The 4,029-nt window shown below is 55.1% G+C and carries 3 protein-coding genes; 1 reads left to right on the forward strand and 2 read right to left on the reverse strand.

The annotated features are described in order from the left end of the window. Nucleotides 1–245: 245 nt before the first annotated feature. Nucleotides 246–1,157, reverse strand: a complete 912-nt coding sequence (locus tag ACWEPL_RS65030; RefSeq protein ID WP_452443029.1) for a DUF4238 domain-containing protein — start codon at nucleotides 1,155–1,157, stop codon at nucleotides 246–248. A 1,131-nt stretch (nucleotides 1,158–2,288) separates the two neighbouring features. Continuing rightward, the gene (locus ACWEPL_RS65035) at nucleotides 2,289–2,990 is read right to left on the reverse strand and encodes a hypothetical protein (protein ID WP_452443031.1); all 702 of its coding nucleotides are present in this window, start codon (nucleotides 2,988–2,990) and stop codon (nucleotides 2,289–2,291) included. Between the two features lie 262 nt (nucleotides 2,991–3,252). Here ACWEPL_RS65035 and ACWEPL_RS65040 point away from each other — a divergent pair, with 262 nt between their 5' ends. After that, the gene (locus ACWEPL_RS65040; protein WP_452443033.1) at nucleotides 3,253–3,603 is read left to right on the forward strand and encodes a hypothetical protein; all 351 of its coding nucleotides are present in this window, start codon (nucleotides 3,253–3,255) and stop codon (nucleotides 3,601–3,603) included. Nucleotides 3,604–4,029: the final 426 nt, after the last annotated feature.

The following is a 4,029-nucleotide window of genomic DNA, read 5'->3' on the forward strand; positions in this document are numbered from 1 at the left end:
GCACTTCCTGCTGTACAGCAGGAAGTGCAGCAACGCCGCCTTACGCAGCCTAATCGTCCCCTACAGCGTTACACGGTTGAGCAGCAGCACCGGCCCTGGACCAGGGCTCCCCGCTTCACTCGTAATGAAGCGTTCTGGAATTGGATCTCCCAAGATGTATCCGCAGGTCAGTCGCCCCTCCGGGGATCTGTTGGTACAGCAACGGGTCCGAGTTGGTCTTAGCTTGGAGTTGCTGCCGACCTGGCTTAGGTCTGCCCTGAGTAGCCGGAAAGGAATACAGGACTGATGGTCCGTTGGACCCAAAGATGATCCTGTAGTTCCATGGCGAGTTCTTGATTTTCTGCCGCCCAGTCAGGAGCATGAGCTACAAACTCGCGACTATTGAACACGGTGAACCTATTGAATTCCCTAGCGCGGATTCTCCTTGCATCATTCCTATCGCTAGATATGATTAGTCCCAAGCGTGACCCGAGCGGGACCGTCATGCGTCGGAAGCCGTGAAACCCTGCCCCTATTCCATGGTCCAGGAATTTCGATGGAATGTCTGGAACGAAGCCATGCCTTACTCCCGAGAAACATATGCTGGCGTCGGAGACGACTAATGATGACTTCTTGGGGCGATAGCATGACCAATGCATATCGGAGCCAGTTAAAACTGCGACGAGATTATTCCAAGTGTCTTTGTAGTATGCATTGGGATCACGCTGAAGGGACCAGGGAAAGATAACCCAGTATCTTATGTGTCTCAACATCACGGTTTGGTGAAGTTTTGCATCATCGTCATGACCTAGAGTGCTCAATTCCTTTCCTGTGACATGAAGTAGAAATCTGCTCCGCTGCCATTGAAGTGCGAGAAACCACGCGATTGCTGAGCGGAGCTCCTCAGGAACTATTTTATGGTCCGATGCATCGAGTTCCGAGATGGCCGCTGCGGCCTCTGCTTCTATTCTGCTCATCTCGGTTTCAAGTGTTGTGTGATCTGGTTCGCTGCCCGGCATCGTCATTGTGTGACCCAAGTTTCGATGACCGATATTTCGGACGGTGCTGGTGAAGCTCACACCCCTAGTCAAATGATGCACAGTGAGTTTCTCGCCCGAACCAGCAAAGCGCCTCAGAAGAAACTGGGGAACGAAATGGTGTTTTTTCGCGTGTGCCAACCTTAGCCCTCATCACCTATTACCCCTACGACTTGCAGGGGCTAATGTTCAGTACTCGCAGGTCGCCTCGTCGCTACATCGGCGAGTATAGACCGCTACGAATCTGCAGGCGGTCTATATCGTGGCGAGTCAAAGGCATCTTACAGATGGCTATACCAGTATAGATGATTATTTATTGATCGGTTACTTCTAAATGGGATTGGAGACCACCCGCCGCCCACATCTGTGAGCGACGGCTGGCCGGTCTCCGTACGGTCTGGGTCGTCGGGGGGCACGGTCCGATCACGAGCACAAAGTGGATCACGCTGTTCCGGCCGCGCTCCAGATGATCAAGATCCTTTGTGGCGAGAGCTGACAGAGACGCGCGTATCAGCTCACGGGAGAGCGTTGTACGGCAGTCCCGTACAGCAACACCGTCTTACAACGATCACGCTCCACCGCCCAGCATTTTCCGCTTCACCAGGGCGTGAGTCCGCCGAATTGGGATGCGCCCTTCCCTACGGATCAGAAGGTTACGGGTTTGACTCCTATCGGCCGCGCTCACCAGAAAGGCCCCGCCACCAGGGATTACGTGGAGCAAACACGACTCCTCCCCTACTCGCGGATCGCCGAAGCGAAGGTGTCGACAGCCGAGGCTTCAGTGAGGCGGATCACGTGGGCGTACACCCGACGCGTGATCGATGGGTCAGCGTGGACGAGGCGGGCCGCGACGACGTGGACCGGGACGCCAGCCAGGAGCAGAGTTCTAGGGTGAATATGGTGGAGGTGGTGAGGCGAGCGTGCGGTAGCGGGCTGTCGCACGCTCGTCTGGCTGTATCGCTTGATCAGGTTCGGGAAGAGGGGCTGATAGGTGGTTGAGGTGCGCCTGGGCACCTTTTGCACGTTAGGTCCAGGCAAGCTCAGAGCTTTATTCGCCCACTTAAACTGTATTCTAGCCCCGCTCTTTAGAAGCTATAGAGCGCAGGAGTCTTCGCCATAGGCTTGGATGTTGCAAGCGTTGTGTGCGCTGTATATCCCTAGAATCTAGCTCTTCGCGAGAGAAGTCCTGATAGAGTCGGATGTCACTCGCGCGCGACGTGCGGACCCATAATGGCGCTCCTATTATGACCCGGCTATGCTTACTTCGCTTGTTCACGTAGGATTGGACAAGTCAACGTCATAATATACCTCCGCTGCCCATTCCGCGCTATCCTGGACGTCGCCGTAAGTAAAAGCTCTACGCCAGGCTTGAAATGTGTCGGCCTCGGCTCCCTTCATTCCCTGGGTTGTTGCGATCTGATACGCGGTTTCGGCTAGCTCCTCACGGCTCGGGCCAAAGGTTTTGTCCTCCGGTTCGGCGCATCGACTCTTCAGAAAGAGATTCACCTCGGGGGCGGCTGAACATGTCCAACCCCATCGAGAAGTAGGTTCTGCAGAACGTATCCGATCAGCGAAATTCGACAGACTTCCGAAGAGACAAATAGCCGCCATTCCTTCGTTGAAGGATGCGGCTTCTGTATACACGACAGCCATATTTTGGCTGGATCCGTCAGGCTCCACAAATTCGCTAAATACAACACTGCCTTTACCCTTAATGTATAGGACCGGCTGGTTAATTCTCAAGTCACCCACTAGGAGTTCACCAAGCGCCGATTCAAGCGTCCTCGCCATCTTAGGGATCGACAAGGGTGGTGCAGCAGAACTGATCTCGATTTGGGGTGCCATGCCGCCAAAGGTTGGCGTTGCAAACTTGGACGATCTCTCCCTGAGGCGTATGCCATTGTCGTCGAGGATCTTCTTAATTCGACGATCCGACCAGTATAGGTAATTGACAGATCCGCCAAGTACGCTCATTCGGACCACCCGCGTTCCAGTCATCGGGATCCTTGAGGCCCTTGCCTCACGGTAGCAAGAGATGCAAGATGTTTCCATGCACTCCAGGCGAACGCCAGGACTTCCCGGACAATTCGGTGATCTTCACTGGGTTAGCTATGGTGAGTACGGCGGCCGACCCGCCGGACGGGAGGAACGAGAGGTTGACCCTGCACCGCTGGCACGTCTTCTAGGAGCCGTTCTCGGTATGGAAGGCCTGGAATATAGGCCTTGCGTACGCGCGGTGACAGAGGATGAGGCTGACGGCCCCATCCACATAGTGCACTTGCTAGCGGCATGCGAATACGCCGCCGGACAGTTCGGAGGCGGCCTTCCCGGCGCGAAAGATTCGACTGCAGATTTCAAGACATGGCTCATGGTTTCTTCGGTTTCAGGCAATGCGATTCCTAGACTGGTCAAGGCTTTGCGATCCGGAGGGTATGCCGCCGCCGTTGCTATCGTACGTGACATGACACCTCGTGAGCGTTACAGGGTACTGGATGGCTTGATCCATTATTGGGCTGCACCTATTACAGGACTAGCCATCGATCTACCCGACTATCACTTTATTGAAACTGATTCGGACGCCGACTAATCAAACAAAGCCGTCCGATTAGTTCTGATGAATGGATATGATCAGGGGCAGCGTACCGCTAGCAGATCTCGCCTAAGTCAGCCACTCCAATCGCTCGCCACTCTGCTGGCAGACGAGGATCATGCTCAAAGCCAGCTTGTTCTGTCGCTGTTCCGTGAGAGCACCGAAAACAGTGGGAATTGGCGCGAGGCGGCTGCACTCGATGCCCCTGCTCAGCGTCATAATCGGACCAGTTTCGCAGCTGATCGGGACTGATGCCGGTGATCACGCGGATCTTCGAGGTGACCCACCAGACTTCTCTACTTGCCTGCAACTGATCTTGCTAACGCAGCTAACCTCGATCTTTCGCGATCAAGGTGTGGTCGGCTGAGCGGTCCAGCTGAGGGTTGAATTGCGTGCTGTGGTCAGCGCGCTGGCCCGGCTGTC

The organism is Nonomuraea sp. NPDC004186 (assembly GCF_053603495.1).